The following is a 25,875-nucleotide window of genomic DNA, read 5'->3' on the forward strand; positions in this document are numbered from 1 at the left end:
AGAAAGAGTTTGAGGCACTTAACGCTGAGCTCATGGGTTTGAGTATTGACAGCATTCATGCTCACCTTGGATGGGTCAACAATGTTCGGGAGAAGACAGGTGTCTACTTCGACTTCCCCATTATTGCTGACCTCGACATGAAGGTTTCAAAACTTTACGGAATGCTGCAGCCAAACGAGAGCGAAACGGCTGCCGTAAGAGCAGTGTTCTTCATCGATCCTTCAAAGAAGATTCGTTTGATTATGTATTACCCGCTCAACGTTGGCCGGAACATGAACGAAATTCTTAGGGTGCTAAAGGCAATGCAGGTGGCCGACAAGTTTAAGGTTGCCCTTCCACTTGACTGGACTCCTGGTGACAAGGTGATAGTTCCACCGCCGAAGACCCTGGATGAGCTAACCGCTAGGAATGCCGACAATTCGCTTGAAAAGGTAGATTTTTATCTAGCCAAAAAGGACTTGAAGGTTTAAATAGCCCAGAAAAATAGTTGTTAAGGGGCAGCATTGTGCTGCCTCTTTTTATTTACCCATGTGCGAAATATCTGATTTCTTCGTTTTACTTTCGCAACAAATATTTCAGTTGAAGGTGGAACGGAGGATTTGGTTAAGGTTATTTTGCCTTTTGTGGGCTGTTGGGTTGACCTTTAGCGCAGCTGCTCAAGTTGATTCATTGAATCCTGCCTTTCAGGTTGGGGAAACCCTTCGCTATAAAATATCGTTTGGCTTTCTCGATGTTGGCACCGCTGACATGCGAGTTTACTTAGCTAACAATGGGGATGATCCTGTTTACTTTGTGAAGGCGGAGGCTCACACCGATGCCTTAGCCAACAAGCTGTTTACCATTTACGATGTGTATGAAAGTTATATCGATATTTCTACCGGATTGCCAGTAAAATCCATTCGTGATATTTCGGAAAACAACTATAGGTATTACAACGAGGTTACATTTATGCGAAATACCAAGCAGGTATTTAGCTCTAGGAGTGGCGTGCATTCGGTTCCCGACTCCATTCTCGACATTCTTTCTGCATTCTATTACGCTCGACGTTTTGCGCTAAACAAGCTCGTTGTTGATCAGAAGGTTGGGTTTAACACCTACTTTGCCGACGAGGTATTCAAGTTTGAGATGGTATACAAAGGTATAGAGATGGTGAAGACCGCCTTTGGCTGGATTGAGTGCCAGAAGTTTGTCCCCATTGTTCAGCTAGGCAGGTTGTTTCGCAAGAAGGATGCCGTTGTGTTTTACATTACCAACGATGCTAACCGGTTGCCTGTAAAGATCCAGATGCGGATGTTTTTTAGCAGCGTGGAGGTGAATTTGGAGGAGTTTTATGGTTTGAGTAACTCCATGTCCGTTTACAAAAACAAGAAACGAAAGGATAGCAAAAAAAATATGCCGGAACAACTTAGTGGCTCAGATAAAAAGCCGGAATAAAAAAATCCCCAACTTTTCCGAAGAAAAGCCGGGGGCCCTAGAGTTCCTTTTGGGAGGGAACCATCTTGGGATTATCTAACTTCAACCTTAATTTTTCCGCTTAACAATTCTTTAAACTTTTCGGCATCGGCCTTGGTGCCCTCGTAAAGGCCGTAATGAATGGGTATGGCAATGGATGCTTTTACATCAAGTGCCGCTTCGGTAGCCTCTTCCACCGAATTCATGGTGTAGGTTTGTCCAAGGGGAAGCATAACAATGTCAACCTTGAGGTTCTTCATCTCAGGAATACGTTCGGTATCCCCAGTATGGTAAACCTTAACGCCATCGAGGGTAAGGATGTAGCCCACCCAATTGTTGCTCTTTGGATGAAATTTGGTTTTTACCACATTGTAGGCAGGAACTGCTTCTATGTTGATGCCGTCAATGGTGGTGGTGAAGCCAGGGGCAGAAGCAATCTTCTCCTTGGCAATTAAGTCAGTGGCATCATCAAGGCAAGCCTGAGGTGCAACGAGGATGGTTTTGTTAGTAATTATTTTATTGATGTCTTCCTTCGACCAGTGATCCTTGTGAGGATGGGTAATCAAAATAATGTCCGCCTTTACGCTATCCTTAAGCTGGTATGGGTCAATGTAGATAGTGAGCCCGTGGTAATGAATTCTTACCGCGGCTTGCCCCAACCATTCAATCTCATTTGCTACCTTCTGCACTTTGGGATCAACGGGTTTCATTGCAATGCTACTGATTAAAAATAATATGGGAAATAAAATTTGCACACCATCCAATTTCTAATGCAAGCTACTACAAAAAATAGCGCGCTGCAAGAACTGAAAGCTAAATAGCTATAAATTCAGTTAGGAGCCTCTTATACCCTCCAGTTGTTTGGTATGTCAATGGTTTAGTTTGCATTGTAATACCCTTACCAACGTTCACAAAACGGATAGGCATATCATTAAAAAGCTTAATTTTGTTGTGGCTGCAAATGCTCATTCAAGTAGGCAAAGAAAGGTAGCAAATTATTGATCTATGGCGGCAACCTACATTTTTCCTGACATCCACGGGTGCGCTAAAACTTTCCGATATCTGCTAGAGGATGTAGTCTCACCTACACAGAAGGATAAACTCATCTTTTTGGGAGACTATATCGATCGCGGGCCAAATTCAGCCGGAGTGATTAATATGATTATCTCACTGATTTATTCTGGTTACCAGGTTACTGCGCTTAGGGGTAACCATGAGCAAATGCTTCTCGATTCCATAGCTGATGCCTACGCCTTTACAATCTGGAAACTAAACTCCGCGCGTAAAACATTAATGAGTTATGGCTGGAATATTGAAGATGTAGCGCATGAAAAGCTGATTAGCTTAATACCGAAGGATCATCTTCACTTATTACAGGAAATGCCAATTCTACACCAGTTAGGCAGTTCACTTTGGAGTGTCCATGCTGGTATCCAGTTTCCAATTCGTGCGGAATTTTTACAGCAATACCTATGGCTGCGTCCCTGGGAGTGTGTTGATTCTATTACGGAAGGGGTTACCGTAATCCATGGACACACCCCAATTCCACTGGTGGAGGTGGAGAAGCAGATTGCTCTATGGGGGCGGCTAGTAAATCTTGATGCTGGTTGCGTTTATGCCGGAATGCGTGAAGATCTTGGTAATCTAGTCTGTCTTCGGCTTGAAGACAGACACCTCTTCTATACCCCAAACATAGATTTGTAAAAACAACAAAGCCTCCAGTTTATTGAAGGCTTTGTTGATGAGATTCTTAACTTCGCCTTCCGCCCATATACACCAGCACAAGGTAAATTAAGGTGGCAAGCGACGAAATGGCGGCAATAAAGTAGGTATAGGCAGCCCATTTTAGTGCATCGAAGGCTTTTTCCTGAGTTGCAACAGTTGTTATTCCTGATGTCTTTAACCAAACTAACGCTCTTCTACTTGCATCCACTTCGACAGGTAGGGTAATTATGCTAAATAGCGTGGTGGTGGCAAAGAGTAGAATACCAAAGAATAAAAGCTGTGGAAAGATGTTGACCATTAAAATTCCAGCCAGCAATACCCATTGCATCCATTGAGAGGCAAAATTAACAACCGGTACAAGCTGCGAGCGAAAATTGAGCATTGCATACCCTCTGGCATGCTGAACTGCATGTCCACATTCATGGGCAGCAATGGCTGCCGCTGCAATACTAGTGCCAAAATAGACGTCATGGCTAAGGTTAACGGTTTTGTTAACAGGATTGTAGTGGTCGGTGAGCATGCCCGATACGGATCCGATTTTGACACCCTGAATACCACTATCACGTAGCATTTTCTCAGCAACCGCTTTGCCACTTAATCCGTTTGCTGTTGGTATTTGTGAATACCTTTTAAACCGGTTCTGTAGCGATTTGCTAACGAGCCAACTTGCAAGGGCAAATAGCCCAAATATGAGGTATAATCCAATCATTTTATGAGATTTTATTCCAAGAATTGTCAATTCTTATGCCGAAATTAAAACCTGCATATTTGTCATTCTTTTACTAAAACTAGTAGTTGGTCAACTATTTAAATATTTTCTTTCTGCAATTTTGGATTTAATTCTGAACCGAATATCTTTGGCATCTCTCAATTATACCCTCCAATAATGAAGAAAAAGTATGTTTCGGTAATTGCTATATTGGTTGTACTGACCATTGTTGTTGTATTAGTAATTAGGTATATTGGTAATGCCAACAGCAGTGAGCCTATTTCAGTGACTACCGATTCTGTAGTTTTCAAAAAAGGTTGCTACGCAGCCGATTCCTCCTGCCTCTATATCAGTTTCCATTTCCCAGTGGTTGACAAGGATAAGGATGGTCGGCTTTCGATGTTGTTGAACTCTGACTTTTTGCAGATGGTGGGCGACAGCCTAAAAGGGACTATGAGTGGCACAATCAAGGAGCACCTGAGCAGCATTGCGATGCAGTACGACAGCTCATTTGTGGACTATACCGGAGCATTCCCTTCGGGGGCGGTGAATACTTGGTATTTAAAGGTACGCTACAACGTTCTTATTAACGATGGAAAAATCCTTTGCATTCAATATCTCTCCGACGATTATATGGGTGGTGCACATGGCACCTATCGATACCACTACTTGAATTTGGCATTACAACAGCCACGTCCTTTGTCCATTTCTGATGTAGTTAGCGATCTAGATGTATTCGCCGAAAGGGCAGAGGAGGCCTTTAGACATCATTTTAAAATTCCAGAAGGAAAGAGTTTGGATAATTTTTGGTTTCCACAGGGTAAGTTCATTCTTCCTTCGGAGTATGGCTTTTCTAACGAGGGCGTTATCCTGCACTACAATGTCTATGAGATTGCGCCCTATTCGGATGGTGACATTAAAGTGGTGGTTCCCTACTCGAGCATTAAGGATATTCTAAATAGCGATTGGAGCTATCTCGCCGAGACTAAATCTTAATTCCAAGGATTAATACATCATCAACCTGAATGCCGTTGCCTTTCCATGCATCAAAGGAACATTCTAGAATATTCTTTTGCTGTTCTAATGGTTTGTCGCTCATTTGCAGCAGTAGATTTTTGAGACCTTTAACTCTGAACTTCTTACCATCGGGTCCGCCAAACTGGTCAGCGTAACCATCGGTACCAAGGTATAGACAGTCGTCCGGCATAATGCTCAGCTCCTTGGTGGTGAAAGAATTCATGTTGTAGTAACTGCCAACGGGCATTTTGTCGCCAGTAACATCAATCAATTCCGACTTTCTGGCGATAAATAAATTAGCATTTGCGCCGCTAAAGAGTGCTTTGTTCCTTTTTTTGTTGATAAATAAAATTGCAGCGTCCATCCCTTCATTGTTTATCGGATCGTTGGAGTTCTGATGCAAGGATGAAATAAATTTTGCTCTGAGCGAATTTAAAATCTCGTGTGGTTCTGGAATTCTTTGCTGGCTCACAATCTCATTGAGGAAGGCAACTCCAAGAAGGCTCATGAATGCTCCTGGAACTCCATGACCGGTACAGTCTGCCACAACAAAAATAGAAAAGTGTTCAGTGTCTCTTACCCAATAAAAATCGCCGCTAACAATTTCTCTTGGCCTAAAAAGCGCAAAGTAAGGAGGGAGGTGCGCCTGGTTTAAGTCTTTCGATTCAAGAACTGCGTGCTGAATTCTTGAGGCGTAGCGGATGCTATTGGTGATCTCCTCCTTTTGCATGGATATTTGATTCTTTTGTTCCTTTGCAATGTCGCGCTGTTTTTTGAGCTGTTCCGATTTCTCCTCAATTTCTAGAAGTATTCGCTCGAGCCGTAGGTTTTTCTCCTCAATCTCTTGCTGTTTTATCTTTAACGAGTTGTGTTCCGATTTCTTGCTTCGGTAACGTTTTAGCAAAATAATTAGCAGAACGCCAAGTAGCACTACCGATAATCCCAGCATCAGCCCAAAATATGTTTGCATTCGTAACCGGGTGCTTTGTATCTCCTGCAGGTGGCTGAGGGTTTGAATTTCCTTCTCCTTCTTTTCCGATTCATACTTGGCTTCAACATCCTCAATTATGCGCTGCTTTTCTTCGGAAAAAACTGAATCCTGAAGTGTAGTATAGGCAATATAGGCTTTCAATGCATTTTCATACTCTCTCTTCTGGCGAAGAATTAGGAATTCAATCTCAAGATTCTCTATCTTTAGGTCAGGCGACCCCACCTCCTTTATCTTTTTCTGATTTTCGTTGGAAATGGTACGTGCCATATTAGTATTTCCCATTTCTAAATAGATTCTTGAGATATTGTTGTTGGTGTTAGCTTCGCCCCATTTGTCGTGCTGCTGACGATACTGCACTAACGCCATGTTGAAGTAATCGAGGGCCTTTGGATAAAGTTTAAGCTCTGAGCATACAAGGCCAATATTGTTTATTGTATTGGCAAAGTTCCCCTTTGGATCTAGATTTTTCTTTAGCTCTAGCGCTTTCTCGAGAAATTCCAAGGCCTTAATGTTTTGGCCCATTTTGAAGTATGAGATGCCAATATTATTCATGGTTTTAGCTAGACCAAAAGTATTATTCTGCTGCTCATAGATTGTTCTCGCTTTTGAAAGGTAATTAATTGCTTGGGGATAGTCTTTAGTATGGAGGTAAACCAGTCCAATGGCGTTATATAAATAGGCAATCTCACTGATCTTGTTTCTTGGTTCGTAAATAGAAAGTGCTCTAAGAAGAAATTGCAGCCCTTGGTCATACTTATTCATCTCCCTTAGCGCGAGCCCCATTTTTGCATAGCTGTCGGCCATATTCAGTGAATCGCCATTGTCTTCAAAGTAAATTAGGCATTTTTCTATTTGCCGATAGCCCGAATCGAGATTGCCAGTGGAGATGTTTGCCAATCCAGTAATTAGCCCAATCCTAGCATTTAAATAATCTTTATTCATCGTCTGAAAGGCTTCCCTAGGAATACTTTTCAGTAGTTCCAAACTCTTGTCTGGTGTTACCTCTGCAATGCTATCTGCATTGGACAATATGGTATTCACCTGCTTCACAATTGAATCCCCGCCTGCTTGATTGGTTTGGCTTGAATTAATACGACTGCATAGGAATGCTATGGTCGCTAGCGATATTACTACAATTATGATGAGGAGTTTTGTTTTTGTTTGCATACCTAAACTTATTGCTACTAAGGTATAACCATTATAGTATTAATTCAAGTGCTGAAAGAGGGTATTTTATTTGGAAGTGATTGTAATTAGAGGCTTAGGTCCAACTATGCTGCTGATGATAAAGTTGATAGAATTATTATTTTGGGTGGTGACTGGTTTAAATTATAGGATGTATATTTGAAAAAAAATTGGTCGATGGGCAATTATGTTGGCCTTAGTGCAAGCGAGATTGATGAAAGCAGGGCTAAGTTTGGGAATAATATCATTACACCACCGCCACGGCAGTCTGCTTGGCGACTCTTTTTTGAAAAGTTTGACGATCCCATAATTCGCATCTTACTAATTGCAGCAGCCATTGCCATTGTGGTTGGCATGCTGGAAGGTCATTATGTTGAGGGTGTGGGCATAATTATTGCTGTTTTTCTGGCAACCTTTCTTTCCTTCTTTAATGAATACAAAGCAAGCAAGGAATTTAGCCTGCTTAACAAAGCCAATGATGAGGTTGCTGTAAAGGTTATAAGGGATGGAAATGTTACCACAGTGAGCCGCATGGATGTTGTGGTTAACGATGTAATAATACTTGATCTTGGTGATGAAGTTCCAGCCGACGGCGAACTATTAGAGGCGGTGAATCTGCAGCTGAATGAATCACAATTAACCGGTGAATCAATCTGTGCAAAAGCTGCCAACCAAGCTCTTTCCGATCCTGATGCCACCTACCCTTCGTATATGCTGTTAAGGGGGACAACAGTGGTGGATGGTCATGGAATTTTTAAAGTATCAGCGGTTGGCGATTCCACCGAAGTTGGGAAAACTGCACGGGAGGCAATGGTGGAAACAAACACTGTAACCCCGCTGACCAAGCAGCTGAATAAGCTGGGCAAGGTAATAGGTGTGGTTGGTTTTGGATGCGCTACGTTACTGTTTGCAAGCCTTTGTATTAGGGATGTATATCGTGGGGAATTAGTGTTTTCCGATCTTCAATGGATAAATCTTGCGGGGTTGATAACGTTTGCCTCTTTTGCCCTTTCTGGCGTTTGGACACCTATTCTATTTGATAGTTTTGAACTACTGGGTATCAAAGGTCGAAAAATGAGGTGGATGAAAGTTACCAAAACTTCATCCTGGGCCATGGCAGCCATTATTGGGGCTGCAATCTATTTCCTTATGGCCGTAGTGATTTGGATGATGGGGAGCTCGTTGTTTTCAACCCAAGTCTGGTTCCCATTGGAGGTGACAGAGCGATTACTCCTTTATTTTATGGTAGCTATCACCCTTATTGTGGTTGCCGTTCCCGAAGGACTTGCCATGAGCGTTACGTTAAGTTTAGCATATAGCATGCGGAAGATGTTGGCAAGTAACAACTTGGTGCGAAAAATGCACGCCACAGAAACTATGGGGGCTGCAACGGTAATTTGCACCGATAAAACAGGTACTCTAACCGAGAACCAGATGAGGGTTCAGCAACTTCTAACAACGGGAACTGGGGAGCGGCTAGATCAAATTATCTACGAATCTTTCTCTATTAATACTACGGCTCACCTCGATACCAACAAGTCCGATAGTCTTAAAATTATTGGCAATCCAACCGAAGGTGCTTTGCTACTATGGCTTAAAAGTGCTGGTGTCGACTACCTCGAACTACGACAACAAGGAACTATTGTTGAGCAGCTGGCTTTTACCACCGAAAACAAGTTTATGGCCACCTTGGCTGTGGTTAACAATGTACACGTTTTATTTGTAAAGGGCGCACCCGAAATTATTCTGGAACGTTGCTCTAGCGTGTATGTGAATCAAGACCAGGAACTCCCAATAGCAACACGTATTAATGAGATTCAAGCGCAGCTGGTTGAACAGCAGCAGCTGGCCATGCGAACGCTTGGATTTGCCTATAAGACTTTTCAAAGTGCGCCGTCCCATACTTCCGCTAGTTTGCAAGAGGTTTGCAATGGCTTGACATTTATAGGGTTTGCCGCCATTTCGGATCCCGTTAGAGTGAATGTGCCAGAGGCAATTGCAGAGTGCATGCAAGCGGGAATCGATGTTAAGGTGGTTACCGGCGATAATGCGCTGACTGCCGGAGAGATTGGTCGACAGATTGGTCTGGTAATAAGCGAAGATGACCTCCAAATGGGGCTGATAACCGGAAATGAGTTTTCAGCCCTCTCGGAGAAGGAGGCATTGCGACGAGCGCCGGGGATAAAAATTATGGCTAGGGCAAAGCCTGCAGACAAGCTACGACTGGTAAAAATCTTGCAGCAGCTGGGCAATGTGGTTGCCGTTACCGGCGATGGTACCAACGATGCACCTGCCATGAATTATGCCGATGTAGGTTTGGCCATGGGGTCTGGCACATCGGTGGCTCGCGAAGCCAGCGAAATAATTCTGCTCGACGACTCCTTTATTAGTATTGTAAATGCAGTGCGATGGGGAAGGTCGCTATACCTCAATATTCAGCGATTTATACTCTTTCAACTCACTATTAACGTTTTAGCTTTAGTGTTAGTGCTGGTTGGCCCCTTTCTAGGCATCGCGCTGCCACTTACTGTTACTCAAATGCTTTGGGTAAATCTCATAATGGACACTTTTGCCGCCCTTGCCCTTGCAACTGAACCATCCGATCCCAAGGTGATGGATCAAAAACCTCGCAAGCGTGATGCGTTTATTGTGACAAGGACAATGGCATTGCAAATATTCATTACTGCATTTGTTTTTCTAATAACCTGCGTCATTCTATTGGTAATTCTTAAGCATGATGGAACCATTACCAGCAAGGAACTTTCTCTGTTTTTCACCAGCTTTGTAATGCTTCAGTTCTGGAACTTGTTTAATGCACGTAGCTTTGGTACCAATAAATCGGCCTTTTCGGGGTTGCTTCATAATAAGAACTTCTTGCTAATTGCAGCGGTCATATTTCTCGGACAGGTAGCCATCGTATCTTATGGGGGACAATTTTTCAGAACGGTTCCGCTTTCAATATACGAATGGCTAATGGTTGTCGGAACTACCTCAATAGTGCTTTGGCTGGGTGAAGCAGTGCGCTTTTTTTATCGCAACACAAAATCGGCATCATTTGTAGGTTGAAGAATAGCGTTCTTCCTTGTAATATGGTTTGTTTACAAACCTTACGAAAGAGTTCTCCTGATTTCACATTTTACACAGAGGGACTAGCTTTTATTCCTGTTAATCTTAACGTTTGTTATGATTTTGTAGCTAGTAAAATGAGGCTGAGTGGTAAAGTCTGTTAAATTGTATTTTTTTTTGACAATAAACGATTATTGTTATTGCATTCAACCATTGATTGTCATAACTTCATTGCAGCGAATTTCATGAAAAACCGATGAATTTTAGACCTGATTATGTCAAGTATCCGTTACATAAAAAAAGACGTTAAAGCGGTTGTTAACCATATAAAACAGGAGTGCTACGCCTCGTTAAACTATGCGCATCCTCTCTACTATGAAAAAATATATGAACTCATGCTGGAGGCTCAGGAGTTGGAGGAAGAGTTTGTAAAAAAGACGATTAGCTGTCCCTCGCAGTTCACGTCGAAGGAAAAGAAACAATACTTTAAGAACCTCATAAAGGAGCTGATGGAGAAAACCGTCAACCTTGTTGATTACTTGGCTAGCGCTGAATCTTAAAATATTCGCGTAGTATATTTTTTCATCTCCTTTGCCAGTAGTTTCGCATTCCCTCCACAATGTATATCGAGTAATTTCCAGAATTCACTTCCATGATTCTTCTGGACGGTATGACAAAGTTCGTGCAGAATTACGTATTGGATAAGGCTTTCGGGAAGCAACACTAGGTAAATGCTGAAGTTTAAGTTGTTTTTTGAGGAGCAGCTGCCCCAGCGAGAGTGGATATTTTTAACCGATACATTATTGTATCGCAGTCCATGTTGCAGTGCAGTGGCGGAAACCTTACTGGGAATTAGCGCCTTTGCCTCCAGCGTAAGTGTTTTTACAATGGCACTTTTCAAACTGTGCTGCATCGCTTCAGTTTCCAATGAAGCCCCTTCTGGGTAGTGAAACAGTATTGCCTCTGTGGTAATTACTGCTCGAATATTTTTCCGCGTTTCTGGAACTAGAATAAGCGTATGGGATCGGGTTTTGTATCCATCACCAATAGTGAGTGTGGGGTGTTCGTTTTTTTTGGATCGAATAGTTATTATCGACTTTTGTATCCATTCAAGTTTTGCCGATATAAAATTTAGACCTGCAGAGGTGGCTACGCTATATGGCATCGAAAGAATTACGCGTTCCTTAATATCAACCCTGATGGAAATACGTTTTAGCCCACGACGCTTTCGTAGGGTAATGGTTCCAAGTTGGGGATGTTCTATTGTTTTTTCCACAAAAAAGGCTGATTGGTATCAGCCTGTAAATCTAGTAAAGATTGCTCAACGTGCCATTATCCAGCCATCACCATTTTTCTTTTTATAGCTTTCCAAGGAAAGTTTAGCCTCTGCTTTAGTCTTATGCCCGCTAATTACCACCGAGTTTAAGCCATTGCCGCGCTGCATTATTATTGGTTGATACCCTTCTGCCTCCAACTTGGTCTTCATGGCTTCGGCGTTTGCTTTACTTGTAAAAGTGCCCACAATTACAAAGAACTTGTTGGATGGGCTGTCAATTACCGGTTTCACATACACCGGTAGCGGTTTAACTTTGGCAGGTGGAGTATTAGAGTTAGCAACTTGGGCAGCAGTTGTATCCTTATGCGTTGTATCTACCGCTATGGTTTTGGTATTTCCGAGAGTGAATGTTGTTTCACTAGATGGGCAAAATAGGTTTGCTATATTGTCGTATTGCCATACTGCAATGGCTAAAACTACAATAAGGGAAAAGACAAGCAGAAGCCAATTCCTTCCAGACTTATTTGATGCGGATTTTTGTTTTGAACTCTTTTTTGGAGGCATAGATTTATTCTCGGTAGTTGTTATTGGCACTTCTGTTTGCTCTTCTTTTGTTTCTATAGGCTGCACTAATTCAACTGGATCCTTGCTTGTTACCTCAGGTGCTACAGCCTTTTCTTCCTCAACTTTACTAGGTTGACGCTTGGCGATAGGTGGTTTAGTGGATGTTTTTTTTGCGGCCCGTGGTGGTTCCTTTTCTATCGAAACAGGTTCTGCCGCAGGTATAGCCTTTTCCGACTCTTTCAAATTTTCAATGGATTTTATTTCGGCTGGTTTATCTGTGTCTTTTGAAGATTTTTTTGAGGTGTCTAGGGTAAATTGAGTGGTTCCCCGGGAATCGAGCGAGAAATATCCCAATCCTGGCAAGTATACCTTTTCGCCCTTTTCAATTTGAGCCTTAAGGTTCTCGACATACTCCCGAACCTTTGTGGATGCATCCACCTTGGTCAATTCTTCTCTTTCCGCAAGAAAATTTTCAACCAGACCGTCGTTATACCGCAGAAATGGGCTGAATGTGGTATTTTTAATATCGCGTACGTCACCGGTATCCTTGACCAGAAAAGCTCCGAAGTCTGGAATAATTACTCTGTTGTGTTTTTCCAGTAATTCTCGAAAATAATTTCCAAGCATGGCATATTTATTTTATAAAGCGTTAAAGTTTACAAATAAAATATGAGTTTGCCAAATATAGCGGTTGGTAATCGACATCTATATAGTTTTTAGCGGTTATACCTGACAAACCTGATTAACAACTCGGGATATTTTTTCAATAGAAAAAGGTTTCGTAATTAGGTCGCTGAATCCTACATCTTTGAAATCAGCAAAAAAATTAATTGGGTTATGAGCTGTGATTGCAACAATGGGGATTTGATTCTGTGGAAAGGGTAAGGTATTTCTGATGTAACGAGTAGTTTCAATGCCATTCATTACGGGCATTTCAATGTCCATAAGAATAGCGTCAAAATCATTTTTTAAGAGCAAGTCAATCGCAACTTTTCCATTCTCAGCCTCCATGTAGGTTGCTGGAATTTTTTTGAGGATTTCAGCGAGCAGAAGTCGGTTTACAAAGATGTCGTCGACGATTAGAATACGATAAGGCATGGCTGTGATGGTTATGGTTATCCCAATTTACTTAGTGTTTCAATGATTGACTGACTGTTAATGGTAATATTTTTTCCTTGAACGGTAATGAGTTTGTCGTTCTTGAATTCTGTGAGTGTGCGAATAAGACTTTCCTTGGTAGTGCCTGCAAACTCTGCAAGTTCTTGCCTCGAAAGGGGTAGGCTAAAGGTATTGCTGTTGAATATTTCATGGGAAAAGTAGAGCAGAATGTCCGCCAATTTGCCGGGTAGCTGCTTGTAGGTTAACGCCGCTAGTCGAGAGACCAAAAAACGATTCTCATCGGAAATAATGTGCATAATCTCCTTTACAAAGGCAGGGTTTTCTACGAGCAATCTCTGAAAAAAGTGGTAGTCGATATAGCAAACTGTGGCTGGGGTAATGGCCGAAAAGGAGCAGGAAAATGTGTCGTTATTAATTAGGTTGTCAAGGCCGAGGAAGCACCCAGCCTTACATAGTTTTACAATTATGTACTTCCCCTTTCTCGTTTCTAGGTGCATCTTAGCAATGCCTTCAACGAGAAGAAGAATATTCGATGTGCGACTATTTTGCTTAACTAAAATATCATTATTTTCAAACGATAAATGGCCTGTGTGACTTTTTAACTCATCAAGTTGTTGGGGGGTTAAACTCTGAATCCAACTTGAGTTTTCGAGTAACTTTTGAAACATAGAGGGTTATATATTTGACCGGAAAAGTAAGAAATTAATTCGTCATTTGTTGATGTATATCACCATTCTTTTTGCTGAATTGCATTACTAAATTGGTGGAAAATTACTTAGGAATGTCTATTTTTCACGGAAATTTAAAACAGTTGTCGTGTCGAAGTATATTCTCATAATTGACGATTCAGAAACCAACCTTATGCTGTTGGAGGCTGTTCTGGAACAGGAAGGTTATCAAACTATCCTTGCTAGAAATGTTGCTGATGGGTTGAAGGCTATGCAAGCGCAAAAACCTTCCCTTATTCTTCTCGATCTCTTAATGCCGAAACGTTCTGGAATCGATTTTTTGGAGGAGATGAAGCAGAGTAATCATTTTGATGATGTCCCCGTATTTGTAATAACTGCCGCCAATGATGAACATAAGCCACAGGTAATGAAGTTTGGTGTAGCGGGATTCTTTACCAAGCCTGTTGATATCAACGCTTTAATGATTAAGGTAAAGGAGATTCTAAATAGTTAAAAGGGTTTATCGTGGAGAAGCAGAACACCCATCTTTCAATTTCAGAGATTTCTGGTTTTTTCTGGCAGATAGACCAGAAAATACAGCAGCTTCATACCTGTTCAAGTGAAGATTTTTTGGCACTGAATGGAGCCTTTAAACAATTTTATAAGCAGTCGAAGGAGTTGGAGTCCAACGCAAAAGAACTGTTTAGTCTTGTGTCGGGCAGTGATGGTACCGTTTTGTTTCAGCAGTTAAAATTGTTTTACCTACAGCTCGAAACGGATCAAATTTCGCTTAGTCATTTCTTTCGAGATTCAAAAAAATCGATGGAGGGTATTTCCCTGAGCATCGACGATTCGTTTTTTCCCCTTAAAAATCTTACACAGGACCTTCTTACCCTGAAATTTCTGGTAGCCAACAAGCAGTTGAATTCTTTGTGCAACGATGAAGCGAAAATCGGGGGCCTTATAGCGGAATCAGAATCTATCTTAACCGCAGTAGCGGAAATAAGAAATATTTGTGTTAGTTCGGCAAAGTTAATAGCCCAGTTTAAATTGGGATACAGCAATGGTGTTGATGTTTTTGATGTTCAAGCAACTGCTCAGCTGGAGGCTGTTGATGAGATTCTAGAATACTCACACTCTGCCATTGTGCTGTTTGGTGAAAAGTACGAAGGCGCCAAGGGAATGCTTGCCAGCTTATCTGCAAAGACAGAACAAACTACAAACAGTATTGGTGATATTGTCACGAAGTTGCAGTATCAGGACATTATACGCCAGAAGATGGAGCATATTCAAGCTTCGCACAAAGGGTTAATCAGGGAACTCGATGATAAGGCTGGCCATAACGACGAGCAGATTAATTCTTCAATATTTTCTAAGATTCGAGACATTGCAGAACTTCAAGCCGCTCAGCTAATACATGCCAATAAGGAATACCAATCTGCCATTGAAGTAATAACAGGAAACTTTACGTCCATTGGTCAGAATTTAGGCGATATTGTTCAGCTGTGTAAGGAGTTTACCAACGGCAACGTAGAAAATGAAGAATCACACTTTCTCCAGCTGTCCAATAAGCTCGAAAGGGCATCGAAGGTTATTCATCAGTCTATTCAGTTTTCTAAAAAATCAATTGCATATTTGCAGGGGATCATCAAGCTTACTGCAGACTTCCTAGACTCTATTGAAAAGCTACCCAGTCAGTTGGAATCGCTTAATGAGCGATTGCAGAATGTTTATTGTTTGGAAGGGCTCCAGAGCAATACTGAAAAACAAATCACAGAACTTCTTCAGGATCTTAATTCGAATAGACAAATTATTGTAACTTCCCAAATTAAAACGGACCAACTTCTTGAGACACTTGCCAGTTCTGTTTCCAACAACGCAATGCTTGGAAAAGAAAATGGATCGTTAGTTAAGGTTGCTGATGAGTTGCAAGCAGTTTTAGTTAAGTTGAAGGAAAAGAGCTCCAAGGTGGAAAATATATTATCGAAGAACCTTCAGCTTGGGTCTACAGTTAAAGTTAGTATTGCCAGTTCGGTGGAGGCTTGTAAATACTATGACTTTTTTGAGCGGGTAATTGTTGAAATTATTGGGGAGTTGAACCAGATTAGTGAAATGGTGGCCTCAAATCGTGAATCACCTAGCTCTATAGGAGACAACCTCAAGAATATAAAACGGCTCTACACCATGGAGAGTGAGCATAACATTCATGAAAATGTGATCAATAAAAATATGGGAAATCAGGAAAACGATAGCAATACAGATACCTCGCAGCAATCCAATATTGAGTTTTTTTAATGGCAACCAAACCAAGTTAAATATGAAAAAGTTGACTTATAAGGTAATTCTACCTCTGCCTGAAGACAAAGACAATGCAAAAGCATCTATTGTTTTAGGTGGTGATCTTACAATTAATACAGCCAAGGAGCTCTCAGCGAAATTGGCCAAGGTAATCGTTGATCATGAGAACTTCCATATTAAAATTGCTGCTGTTGAAAACCTTGATCTAGCCTTTCTTCAAGTGATTCACTCCTTTGTTGTTTCGGCCAAGGAAAAGGGAAAGACGGTGACAATTTCTTCCTCTCTTAGTCCAGAAATCTCACTACTTGTAAAGAATAGTGGGCTATCTCGTATATTATCACCTGAAGTTAAAATGTAATCGATAACTATTGGCACGATATGGCAAAAGTAATTTTAATAGTAGATGATTCGGAAAGCATACGGGAAGTCGTAAGCTTTACGCTTGAAAATGAGGGCTTTAATGTCCTTGCTGCAGTAGATGGGAAGGATGCCTTACGTTTTTTGGATAATTCGCCTATTGACCTGATAATAACTGATTTGCACATGCCAAATATGGATGGTATAGCGCTTATTAAGGAAGTTCGGGCTATGGAATTCTACAAGCATGTTCCAATTCTCTTCCTAACCACTGAATCTCAAGCAGCCAAGAAGATGGAGGCTAAGGAAGCCGGTGCAACCGGATGGATTATTAAGCCATTTGTTCCGACCAAACTTATTGCTGCACTATCAAAGGTTATGAGGTGATGGATAACTTTAAGAAAAAATTTATAGAGGAGGCCTACGATTTAATCGACAGCCTCGAAAAGTCCCTCTTGGTACTTGAAGACAATCCTGAGGACATCCAGATAATTCAGCAGGTATTTCGAATTATGCATACCCTTAAAGGGAATAGTGCCATGTTTGGTTTCGTAAGCATCGATCAGTTTACGCATAATTTGGAAACGCTCTACGATTCCATTCGAAACGGTAAGCTTAAGGTTAACAGATCAATATTGGATATTACGCTTGAATCAGTGGACCATCTAAAGCGACTGCTGGACGAGGATTCTGAAAAGGATGTTGATGTGGACCGTCAGCATCAGGCGCTACTTGATCGCATGGCACAAATTGTTGTTGGTGATCCTACTCCTTCTTCGGAGCAGAAGTTGGATAAGCCTTCTGGAAGTACTCCGGATGGAAATGCAAAGACTTACTTCATCTATTTTGAGCCTAAGGAGGAGATTTTTCGAAATGGGACTAATCCCCTCTATTTAATTGATGAGCTTCATACCCTAGGGCATGCTATTTCTTTTGCTCATCTTACTAAAGTTCCGCGGATTGCAGATATTGCATTTGACCAGTGCTACACCTATTGGGAAATTTTATTGGCAACCCCTTATGATGTTGGTGCAATAAGTGATGTTTTCATCTTCGTGGAGGATGAGTCAACGCTTGAAATTAGCCAGATAAGCAATAAAAATCTACTGGCGGATAACGATTTTCTTGCTGCACTTAATGGAATTGCAGCCGAGGGGAACGATATCGGTATCGCTGCAGTTCAAAAATTAGCTTCTCGGGCGAAAAACACTAAGGTTAAAGCTCAGCTAGAAATGGCCAACAATGGAAAGAGTAAACCCAAGGATACAATAATATCCAGCATTCGCGTTTCCGCTGATAAGCTTGACCAACTCATGAACCTTGTAAGCGAATTAGTTACTACACAGGCGCGGTTGAGCTTGTTTGCAGAGCAGAATCCGGTTCCTGGATTGCTGGCCATTTCGGAGAATGTACAGAAACTTTCCCGACAATTGCGCGATAATGCATTTAGCATTGTGCTCATTCCCATTGATAACATGCTGACCCGCTTTCAGAGACTCGTCCGTGACCTTTCAAAAGAACTTGGAAAGGATGTGGTCTTTCTTACGGAGGGTGCGGAAACCGAACTTGATAAAACCATAATTGAGGGGCTTACCGATCCGTTGATGCATATATTAAGGAATAGCCTTGATCATGGTATTGAGGATGCGGCAGTAAGAAAGCAGATGGGAAAGCCTGCTCAAGGTAAGATCATTCTAAAAGCCTTCTATTCTGGTGCAAATGTTCATATTCAAATTTACGATGACGGTGCAGGTATCGACCCTGAAAAGATACGCCATAAGGCTATTTCCCAAGGGATTATTACTCCAGAAAAAAAGTTAACAAACAAGGAAATATTCGATATCATTTTTCTGCCCGGTTTTTCCACAGCCACTAAGGTAACCGATGTATCCGGTCGCGGTGTTGGTATGGATGTGGTAAGGCGAAAGATTGCTGAAATTAGAGGTGAGGTTGAGGTGGATTCAGAGTTGGGCGTTGGTACAACTATAACTATTAAGTTACCACTTACCTTATCCATAATTGACGGTTTACTTGTAAAAATAGAGGATACGTCATTTGTTATTCCGCTCTCGGTTGTGGATAAAATATTTGCCATCGAACATGCACAGTTGGTGAACAAATTCAACAATCTGATTATTCTAGATGGGGCACAGGTGCCATTCTTCTATCTTCGTGAAGAATTTAATATGGATGTGAACAATGCCGATCACTTTGAGGAGATCGTGGTGGTGAAATTTGAGGAGAAACGGGTAGGACTGGCCGTTGATACTGTGATTGGTGAGTACCAAGCGGTGCTAAAACCCTTGGGAAAACACTTCAAATCGCACGAGATGATATCTGGCGCCACAATCTTAGGCGACGGAACAGTTGCCTTGGTAATGGATACTAATAAAATGATTAAAACCTTTCTTTCAAAAGCACCGACTGACGAGTAGGCAAGGTGTAAGGATATAAGCAATTAGTGGAAAGAGGGAAACCTTTTTTAAAAATTGTTGTAAAGTTAAGTATTATTATAAAAATAAGGAGATAAAGGCATGAGCGAAAATGACTTCTCAAATGTAAACTCTTACCTTTCGTTTAAACTGGGTGAAGAGGAATTTGCTGCCAATGTTGGCAAAGTATTGAATATCTTGGAGATGACTAAGATTACCGAAGTTCCAAAAGCTCCCAACTACATGAAAGGGGTAATCAATCTTCGTGGAGCAGTATTACCGGTAATTGACACGCGAGTAAAGTTTGGAATGTCTCCAGCAGTCTATACACCAAATACCTGTATTATTGTGCTCGATATCGATATGGATGGTGAATCGGTGCACGTTGGAGCTCTGGTTGATTCCGTGCAGGCAGTTTTGGAGCTGGAGAAGGATAAAATCCTCCCTCCACCAAGCATTGGAAGTAAGTATAAGTCTGAATTTATTGAGGGTGTTGCCAATGTTGATGACCGGTTTGTCATGATATTGGATATGGATATGGTTTTTTCGTCCAATGAGTTAACAAACATGAAAGACACCGCAGTGGAAACTGCAAAAACTGCAGACATTGAAGAGGTTGGCATGTAACTAATCTTTTTTAATATCTCCTAAAAGCTATTAAACTTGGTTCGCATCAGACAATTTTGCTTGGTGCGAACATTTTTTTATTAAACGGCAAATTTAATTACATGAAGAAATTTTTACCTATTACAACTTTGGCCTTGTTGCTTTGTATTTCTAGCTTGTATGGTCAGGAAAAGGATTCACTGAAGTTCTCATTCTCCGGTTTTACTCGGTTTGATTATTGGAACGATACGCGAGTGACGGATGATGCTATCGAGGGAATTTTTTCACTGGTTCCTTCTGCAAAACTCCCAGACAGCTATGGCAACGACTTAAATGCCCACCCAAGTGCCAATGCCTTGGCCGTTTCGTCGAGGATACGGTTAAATATTTCAGGAAAAAGAGTTTTTGGTGCAAATGCTTCTAGCTTGCTGGAGGCTGACTTTACCGGTTCATCTGGGAGCAGCCGTGTGAGGCTTCGCCAAGCGGCTATTACTCTGGCCTGGCCAACCACAACACTTCTTATTGGTAATTACTGGCACCCAATGGTGGTGCCTGAAACTTTTCCATCCGTATTAGGCCTTAGCACAGGTGCACCCTTACAGGCCTTTAATAGAAGCCCGCAGGTGACATTTACCTATAAAAGCGCGAGTCATTTTTCAATTGCGGCTACAGCATCATGGGAAAGCGATTACACCAGCAATGGCCCCGACGGTTACTCTTCCAAATATTTAAGAAATACTTCAATTCCTGACTTTACTTTGCATTTAAAATTCAGTTCTTCCGCGGTTATGATGGGGGTTCTGGGTGATATATTTGTTCTTCAGCCTCGAGTTTACACAGTTTCGCCGCTTGACGCTGACATAATTAAGCAAACATCTGCAACGGTTACCTCATTTTCATATCAAGGTTACATTAAATATTCTACCAGTAAGTTTTTTATTACGACTAAGGCGATGATTGGTCAAAATTTGGTTCACTATCTAATGTTGGGTGGGTATGGAACCACTTCTATCAATGGGCAGACGGGAGCGGCGGAATATACCCCATTTACTCACTTCTTTACTTTTTTAAATATTGGCTATGGTAATTCTGTGAAGCCATCCATATTTATTGGCTATGCAAAGAATCTTGGCACGGATAAAACCATTGTAGGCACGGACAAAAATATATATGGCCGCAGCTTAAACATTGCATCAATGTATAGAATTGCCCCAAATATTTCATGGACAATCAAAAACTTTATGCTGGCAACGGAAGTTGAATATACCAATGCAGAGTATGGTACGTTTGAGTTCCCATCAAAGGGAAACCTTGTTAATAGATATCATGTTTCAAACACGAGAGTTCTTTTGGTGGCGCAATATAATTTTTAGAATACCATATTAGTGATGTTTATATCGCGTTAGTAATGTTTTGAATGGTAGGAATTTGACAAATTTGTTTCTAAGTTGTTTGCGAAATGAAGATCAACCAAGTCTAATTTCGATACTTAACCAATATAATGAAAAGTGACGCAAAAGCACTACTTTAGTCTTTGTTGTAAAGGTTGGAAGTATTGGTCGACCTCAACAAACTTTGTCGGTTTCTCTTTTTTCGTTTTATAAGACTATTAATAAAAATAGGTTTGGATCCATTGCTTAATAAGGCCTTCAGCGCACAACTTAGTGATATCGAGTTCAGTCGGTTAAGCGATTTTATTTACAAGGAAAGCGGCATAAAAATGCCACCCATAAAACGAATCATGCTTCAGAGCAGGCTTCAAAAAAGGCTTCGCGAACTTAAGATGATGTCGTTTAAGGAGTATTGCGATTATGTGTTTAGCAAAAGTGGGCAGATTGGCGAGATTGTGCACATGCTCGACGTAGTAAGTACAAACAAAACAGACTTTTTCCGTGAACCGGTCCACTTTGATTTTCTTCAGGAAGTTGTTTTACCAGAGTTTTATGGCCAAAACACTACGCATCGACAGATGAAGGTATGGAGTGCTGGTTGTTCCAGCGGTGAGGAGCCATACACAATTTCTATTGTAATGACCGATTTTGCTGAGGAGCATACAGGTTTTGACTTTTCTATTCTTGGAACCGATTTGTCGACTCAAATTCTACAAAAGGCTAATAATGCCGTATACAATTATGATCGGGTTGAAGCAATTCCTCTGGATATAAAAAAACGTCATTTTTTGAAGAGCAAGGATCGCGAGAAACCTACCGTAAAGCTTGCCCCGCATATCCGTAAGCGAGTTCGCTTTTCAAGGTTAAACTTTATGGATACCAGCTATGATATTTCTGATGTTTTTGATGTTGTTTTTTGCAGAAATGTGCTGATTTACTTTGATAGAATAACTCAGGAGAAGGTAATTAACAAGCTCTGCACAAAGCTGAAACCAGGAGGCTACTTTTTCCTTGGGCATAGCGAGTCTATAATGAGCATGAATGTACCACTGGTTCAGGTAAAACCTACTATTTTTAAACGTATTTAGAGTACTCTTATTCACTTCTAATACATCTTAATATTATGAAAAAGTTAACGGACGAAGAGCTGATTAATGAGTTAACTAAGAGATTCGAAGAGAATAAGCGATCATTCTTGGAGATGCAAGAGCTGAATAAGGAGTTTCAGCTGGTAAATAAAAAGTTGGAGGAGAGTGAATCGCTAAAAAGTCACTTTATCTCCAACATTACCAACGAAATTGTCAATCCATTTACCTCCATTATTGGTCTTTCGCGTGCAATTCTTTCGGTGGATAAGGAGAACTGGAAGAAGGTAATATCCATGGTTGCGCTTATACACACGGAGGCTTTTCATCTCGATTTTCAGCTTAGGAATATTTTTGTTGCTGCAAAAATTGAGGCCGGAGAAGTGGTTCCTGAGGTAATGGAGGTTGATATACGGAGTTTGATCGACAGCGTGATTGATGCCTACAAGATTGAGGCGAAGAAAAAAAGGGTTGTCATTTCTGCCAAATTTGGCATTCCGGGATACTCGGGTGTTGGTCCATACAATTTTAAAACAGACCCAGAGAAGTTGAAGCTAATTCTTTCCAACCTCATAAGTAATGCTGTAAAGTATTCGTTCGATGATGGAACTATTGAACTGAATATTTTAAGAGATAGTAACGTTCTTGCAATTTCGGTTGTTGATCACGGGACTGGAGTTTCTGAGATTAACCAATCCATCATTTTTGATAGATTTAAGCGGGTAGATACAGGAATAAATTCTATCAATCGTGGGCATGGGTTGGGCTTATCCATCAACAGGGCGCTGCTTGATGTGCTAGATGGGTCTATTGAGGTATCGAGCCAGGAGGGACATGGTGCAACTTTTACTATTTCCATCCCTGAGGCTACCAATGCTAGTGAAGGATTTGCCGCCGATGATAATGAGTTCTTCTTTGGAGAAGAACCGCAAGTGTTTTAGTCGTTATGGAGCAGCTCCCAATTCATTTTTTATACCCTGCGGCCATGTTTATCGACAAGACTCCCCATAAGGTGCACACCATTCTGGGCAGTTGCGTGGCTGTTTGTCTATACGACCCGGTTATGCGAATAGGAGGAATAAATCATTACATGCTGCCATACTGGAATGGGCAAGGACTTGCATCACCAAAATATGGTAATATTGCCATTGATCGGTTGGTAGAAAAAATGTTATCTTTTGGATGTCTTAAAGTTAACTTGAAGGCAAAGGTTTTTGGAGGTGGGGAGGTTATAGAAACCATTAATAACCAGTTTCAAATTGGTGAACGGAACATAATGGTTGCCCGCGATTTACTCCGTGACCATGGAATTGTAACCATTGGATCAAGCGTAGGCGGTAAGTTGGGACGAAAGATAGAATTTGATACGCATACGGGTGAAGTTAGAATGAGGTTTATTGAAAAGCAGGTAATCACGTTAAACAACAAGTAACCTGAAGCAATGTCGGAGAAGATAAAAGTTTTGATTGTTGATGATTCTGCGGTTGTTCGTCAAACCTTAAGTCGGATTATCACATGCGACCCTGATCTGGAAGTTCTGTCTACTGCAGCTGATCCATTCTTTGCAGCAAAAAAAATTTCGGAACACTTGCCCGATGTAATTACGCTCGATGTTGAAATGCCCAGGATGGATGGACTAACATTTTTGCGGAGGATTATGTCGCAGCATCCTATACCGGTAGTCATTATTTCGAGCCTAACTGAGTCGGGAACAGAAACTGGGATGAAGGCGCTGGAATACGGTGCCGTGGAGATTATAACTAAGCCTCAAATGAACACGAAACAGTTCATAGAGGAATCGAGCATTCGCATTTGCGACGCTATTAAGGCTGCTTCCCATGCACGAATCCAACGGCGTCGATATGTTGAACCTACCGTAATGCAGGTTGAACCAAAACTTTCTGCTGATGCAGTAATTCCAAAGACTTTATTAACACATAGCATGATTAAAACCACCGAGATAGTGGTTGCCGTTGGTGCTTCAACTGGAGGAACAGAGGCTATTGCTACTTTTTTGAAGGCTTTACCTCCCGATTGTCCTGGCATTATTATCGTTCAACACATGCCCGAGAAATTTACTACTTCCTTTGCCAATCGGCTCAATGAAATTTGCCAAATTTCTGTTAAAGAGGCCAGTAATGGTGATACTGTAATTCGTGGTCAAGCGTTGATAGCACCCGGCAACTTCCATATGCTGCTCAAACGCAGTGGCGCTCGCTACTATGTGGAGGTGAAGGAGGGACCATTTGTAAATCGGCATCGCCCATCTGTTGATGTTCTTTTTCGAAGCACAGCTCAGTATGCGGGTCCCAATGCCATTGGGATTATCATGACTGGTATGGGCGATGATGGCGCTCGTGGATTACTAGAGATGAAGGAGGCTGGTGCAAAAACCATTGCTCAGGATGAAAAATCGTGTATCGTTTTTGGCATGCCCAAGGAAGCCATCAGGCTAGGGGCTGCAGACAAGGTGCTTCCCATTGAGGCTATAGCTTCCTATATTATAAAACCTCATTAGCTTTTAGCATGACAACCAGAAGTTATTCACGCAGATCCTCCCTTCCTTTCTTCTACCGCGTGTTTTGTTGGTGCTCAGGTGCAAGACTTTATCTGCTGGAGCGCTGTCCTTCCGATTTGAATAAGTTTTTGGGAATTGGGGCAGTAATTCTTATGACTGGCATCTTAGCCTCATTGTCGGGGGGATATGCCATTTACACCATTTTTAGAAATCCGCTGCTTGCTGCTTTGTTTGGTATGCTTTGGGGGCTGCTCATTTTTTTTCTTGATTTTTTTCTAGTTTCAAGTCTAAAGAAGCAGGATCGCGTTTCAAAGGAGATGCCTTTTGCCATACCCCGCATTATACTGGCTATTCTCATTGCTATTGTAATTTCAAAACCAATTGAACTCAAACTCTTTGAGCGGGAAATTAATGTCGAAATTGAGGCGATGCAGTCCTCTAAAAATCTAGAGATTTCGGATCTCGTCGATAAAGAATTTGGGGAGATCAGCCAGCTTACTCAGGAAAATGAACGGCTTAAGGCTGGTATTGCAGCCAAGGAACAAAGTCGGAATCAACTCTTCGATATGATTGTTGCTGAGGCAGAAGGTAAAAGTCCTACCGGAAAAGTTGGCAAGGGACCAGTTTATTCAGAAAAAAAGGCCGAGTTTGATAAAACAGAGAGGGAACTTGAGGCTGTTCGTAAAGAGAACCAAACACAACTGGTCCGCAATAATCAACGTATTGAAGTATTAACGAAACAACGTGATGAGCGACTGGCACAAACTACCCAAACGAGTAGTCGTGCCAATGGCTTCCTCGCTCGGTTGGAGGCAATGTCCAACATCTCATCCAAGAGTTCTATAGTAAGTATTGCTAGCTGGTTTATTACTCTGCTTTTTATTGTAGTAGAAGCATCTCCCATAATTGTCAAGCTTCTCTCCAAAAGAGGTCCCTACGATTTCTTGCTGGAGGCGGAAGAATTTCAGAAGGAAGCTGAGGCCAGTATTATAATAGAAAATATCCGTTTTGGACACGAGGAAAGCATCGATGTCGATAGAGAAGTGGCTCGCATAAAGTTTAAGAGCGAGATATCGTTGCAGTCACAGTTTATTTCCGAGGAAGCAGAGGTGCGCCGTGAGCTATTTCGGAGGCGATTAAAAACGTTTGAAGAGGCAGGCAAGGTGCCTAAGTGTGATTTAAAGTTAGTTCCTGAGGCTGTCGATGGTGCTGAAGAAGAAAATTCGGAGGAGGTTCTTACTGAGAGTGCCGCTAATGTTGAGCTAATTGAGAGCGTTACTGCAAGTGATGAAGCTGAACAAAAGCAGATAGTGGTTGACTCCCCCGTGGAAAAAAACAGTTCATTGCCACTTCTAGAACGTTGCATCGAAGGCCGTATTGAGCCTATTCATAAAAATGGTGACGAAAAGTAGCATG

The 25,875-nt window shown here is 41.5% G+C and carries 25 protein-coding genes; 18 read left to right on the top strand and 7 right to left on the bottom strand.

The annotated features are described in order from the left end of the window. A partial coding sequence (locus VMW01_02960) for a redoxin domain-containing protein (GenBank protein HUW05199.1) occupies positions 1-470 on the top strand: 470 nt, incomplete at its 5' end. 115 nt (positions 471-585) lie between these two features. Then, positions 586-1,434, top strand: coding sequence for a DUF3108 domain-containing protein (locus tag VMW01_02965; GenBank protein HUW05200.1), 849 nt, complete (start codon positions 586-588; stop codon positions 1,432-1,434). Between the two features lie 71 nt (positions 1,435-1,505). Here the strand turns inward: VMW01_02965 and VMW01_02970 are convergent, their stop codons facing one another. Next, the gene (locus VMW01_02970) at positions 1,506-2,162 is read right to left on the bottom strand and encodes an MBL fold metallo-hydrolase (protein HUW05201.1); all 657 of its coding nucleotides are present in this window, start codon (positions 2,160-2,162) and stop codon (positions 1,506-1,508) included. Positions 2,163-2,457: 295 nt separating this feature from the next. Here VMW01_02970 and VMW01_02975 point away from each other — a divergent pair, with 295 nt between their 5' ends. Continuing rightward, positions 2,458-3,156: a metallophosphoesterase family protein gene (locus tag VMW01_02975; GenBank protein ID HUW05202.1), complete on the top strand. Its 699-nt coding sequence runs from the start codon at positions 2,458-2,460 to the stop codon at positions 3,154-3,156. Between the two features lie 46 nt (positions 3,157-3,202). On the opposite strand, the gene VMW01_02980 is transcribed toward VMW01_02975, so the two are convergent. Continuing rightward, positions 3,203-3,886 (bottom strand): zinc metallopeptidase, encoded by a 684-nt coding sequence (locus tag VMW01_02980; protein HUW05203.1) that lies wholly within the window; start codon positions 3,884-3,886, stop codon positions 3,203-3,205. A gap of 177 nt (positions 3,887-4,063) precedes the next feature. Between VMW01_02980 and VMW01_02985 the strand changes: the two genes are divergently transcribed. Then, entirely contained in the window at positions 4,064-4,882 is an 819-nt protein-coding gene (locus VMW01_02985) for a DUF3298 domain-containing protein (protein ID HUW05204.1), read from the top strand. On the opposite strand, the gene VMW01_02990 is transcribed toward VMW01_02985, so the two are convergent. After that, a complete protein-coding gene (locus tag VMW01_02990) occupies positions 4,872-7,061 on the bottom strand; it encodes a tetratricopeptide repeat protein (protein HUW05205.1) in 2,190 nt (729 codons plus the stop codon). The two genes, VMW01_02985 and VMW01_02990, sit on opposite strands and share 11 nt — an antisense overlap. A gap of 195 nt (positions 7,062-7,256) precedes the next feature. Between VMW01_02990 and VMW01_02995 the strand changes: the two genes are divergently transcribed. Then, entirely contained in the window at positions 7,257-10,145 is a 2,889-nt protein-coding gene (locus tag VMW01_02995) for a calcium-translocating P-type ATPase, PMCA-type (protein ID HUW05206.1), read from the top strand. A 275-nt stretch (positions 10,146-10,420) separates the two neighbouring features. After that, positions 10,421-10,705 carry a hypothetical protein gene (locus tag VMW01_03000; GenBank protein ID HUW05207.1) on the top strand — a complete coding sequence of 95 codons (285 nt, stop codon included), beginning with the start codon at positions 10,421-10,423 and terminating at the stop codon, positions 10,703-10,705. Here VMW01_03000 and VMW01_03005 read toward each other — a convergent pair. The 4 genes from VMW01_03005 to VMW01_03020 form a co-directional block, all read right to left on the bottom strand. Continuing rightward, a complete protein-coding gene (locus VMW01_03005; GenBank protein HUW05208.1) occupies positions 10,702-11,421 on the bottom strand; it encodes a SprT family zinc-dependent metalloprotease in 720 nt (239 codons plus the stop codon). The genes VMW01_03000 and VMW01_03005 overlap by 4 nt on opposite strands. A 45-nt stretch (positions 11,422-11,466) precedes the next feature. Then, entirely contained in the window at positions 11,467-12,612 is a 1,146-nt protein-coding gene (locus VMW01_03010) for an SPOR domain-containing protein (GenBank protein ID HUW05209.1), read from the bottom strand. Between the two features lie 96 nt (positions 12,613-12,708). After that, on the bottom strand, positions 12,709-13,083 hold the full coding sequence (locus tag VMW01_03015) for a response regulator (protein ID HUW05210.1): 375 nt from the start codon (positions 13,081-13,083) through the stop codon (positions 12,709-12,711). Positions 13,084-13,100: 17 nt separating this feature from the next. Beyond that, positions 13,101-13,772, bottom strand: coding sequence for a Crp/Fnr family transcriptional regulator (locus VMW01_03020; protein ID HUW05211.1), 672 nt, complete (start codon positions 13,770-13,772; stop codon positions 13,101-13,103). Positions 13,773-13,920: 148 nt separating this feature from the next. Here VMW01_03020 and VMW01_03025 point away from each other — a divergent pair, with 148 nt between their 5' ends. The 12 genes from VMW01_03025 (at position 13,921) to VMW01_03080 (ending at position 25,871) form a co-directional block, all read left to right on the top strand. Further along, a complete protein-coding gene (locus VMW01_03025; GenBank protein ID HUW05212.1) occupies positions 13,921-14,286 on the top strand; it encodes a response regulator in 366 nt (121 codons plus the stop codon). 11 nt (positions 14,287-14,297) lie between these two features. Further along, positions 14,298-16,067 carry a hypothetical protein gene (locus tag VMW01_03030; GenBank protein ID HUW05213.1) on the top strand — a complete coding sequence of 590 codons (1,770 nt, stop codon included), beginning with the start codon at positions 14,298-14,300 and terminating at the stop codon, positions 16,065-16,067. 22 nt (positions 16,068-16,089) lie between these two features. After that, positions 16,090-16,428, top strand: a complete 339-nt coding sequence (locus tag VMW01_03035; protein HUW05214.1) for an STAS domain-containing protein — start codon at positions 16,090-16,092, stop codon at positions 16,426-16,428. 20 nt (positions 16,429-16,448) lie between these two features. After that, a complete protein-coding gene (locus tag VMW01_03040) occupies positions 16,449-16,814 on the top strand; it encodes a response regulator (protein HUW05215.1) in 366 nt (121 codons plus the stop codon). After that, positions 16,814-18,862: a chemotaxis protein CheA gene (locus VMW01_03045; protein HUW05216.1), complete on the top strand. Its 2,049-nt coding sequence runs from the start codon at positions 16,814-16,816 to the stop codon at positions 18,860-18,862. Before VMW01_03040 ends, VMW01_03045 begins: the two co-directional genes overlap by 1 nt. 99 nt (positions 18,863-18,961) lie before the next feature. Continuing rightward, positions 18,962-19,486 (top strand): chemotaxis protein CheW, encoded by a 525-nt coding sequence (locus VMW01_03050; GenBank protein ID HUW05217.1) that lies wholly within the window; start codon positions 18,962-18,964, stop codon positions 19,484-19,486. A gap of 101 nt (positions 19,487-19,587) precedes the next feature. Beyond that, positions 19,588-20,838: a hypothetical protein gene (locus tag VMW01_03055; GenBank protein ID HUW05218.1), complete on the top strand. Its 1,251-nt coding sequence runs from the start codon at positions 19,588-19,590 to the stop codon at positions 20,836-20,838. 251 nt (positions 20,839-21,089) lie between these two features. Then, on the top strand, positions 21,090-21,944 hold the full coding sequence (locus tag VMW01_03060) for a CheR family methyltransferase (protein ID HUW05219.1): 855 nt from the start codon (positions 21,090-21,092) through the stop codon (positions 21,942-21,944). A 35-nt stretch (positions 21,945-21,979) separates the two neighbouring features. Then, on the top strand, positions 21,980-22,882 hold the full coding sequence (locus VMW01_03065) for a HAMP domain-containing sensor histidine kinase (protein ID HUW05220.1): 903 nt from the start codon (positions 21,980-21,982) through the stop codon (positions 22,880-22,882). A gap of 5 nt (positions 22,883-22,887) precedes the next feature. Beyond that, entirely contained in the window at positions 22,888-23,373 is a 486-nt protein-coding gene (locus VMW01_03070) for a chemotaxis protein CheD (protein ID HUW05221.1), read from the top strand. Positions 23,374-23,382: 9 nt separating this feature from the next. Continuing rightward, positions 23,383-24,459 (top strand): chemotaxis response regulator protein-glutamate methylesterase, encoded by a 1,077-nt coding sequence (locus VMW01_03075; protein HUW05222.1) that lies wholly within the window; start codon positions 23,383-23,385, stop codon positions 24,457-24,459. An 8-nt stretch (positions 24,460-24,467) separates the two neighbouring features. Next, positions 24,468-25,871 (top strand): DUF4407 domain-containing protein, encoded by a 1,404-nt coding sequence (locus tag VMW01_03080; protein HUW05223.1) that lies wholly within the window; start codon positions 24,468-24,470, stop codon positions 25,869-25,871. Positions 25,872-25,875: the final 4 nt, after the last annotated feature.

The sequence above is a fragment of the Williamwhitmania sp. genome, from assembly GCA_035529935.1.
GTDB lineage: Bacteria > Bacteroidota > Bacteroidia > Bacteroidales > Williamwhitmaniaceae > Williamwhitmania.